This window comes from Acidovorax facilis (genome assembly GCF_023913775.1).
In the GTDB taxonomy this organism is placed as follows: Bacteria; Pseudomonadota; Gammaproteobacteria; order Burkholderiales; family Burkholderiaceae_C; genus Acidovorax; species Acidovorax facilis.
This window is the reverse complement of sequence record NZ_JAMXAX010000394.1, coordinates 1-252: the sequence shown is the minus strand read 5'-3', so window position 1 is coordinate 252 and position 252 is coordinate 1. Positions and strand designations below refer to the sequence as shown.

General features: G+C 56.3%; 1 pseudogene. It reads left to right on the top strand.

What is annotated here, in order from left to right:
* Positions 1 to 252 (top strand): annotated as a pseudogene (locus NFX52_RS30750) (hypothetical protein); the annotation flags it as partial.

The following is a 252-nucleotide window of genomic DNA, read 5'->3' as shown; positions in this document are numbered from 1 at the left end:
AGGCCTGGGCGTCGATCTACAGCTCCTGTCCAACCGGGAGAAGACACTGCTGATTGACGCCCTCAAGGAGCACTATGACTTGCCTGAGCTCCTTGGACAGTTGGGTCTTGCACGTAGCTCGTACTTCGTAAGCGACCAGCCGTACCACCTTGAACAGTCCCGCGACATCTCGCAAGATCGTGTGCACGTAAACCATCGTGGACACCATGCTCAAAGATTCAGAGACACCGAGATATGCGACGCGGCGTACCC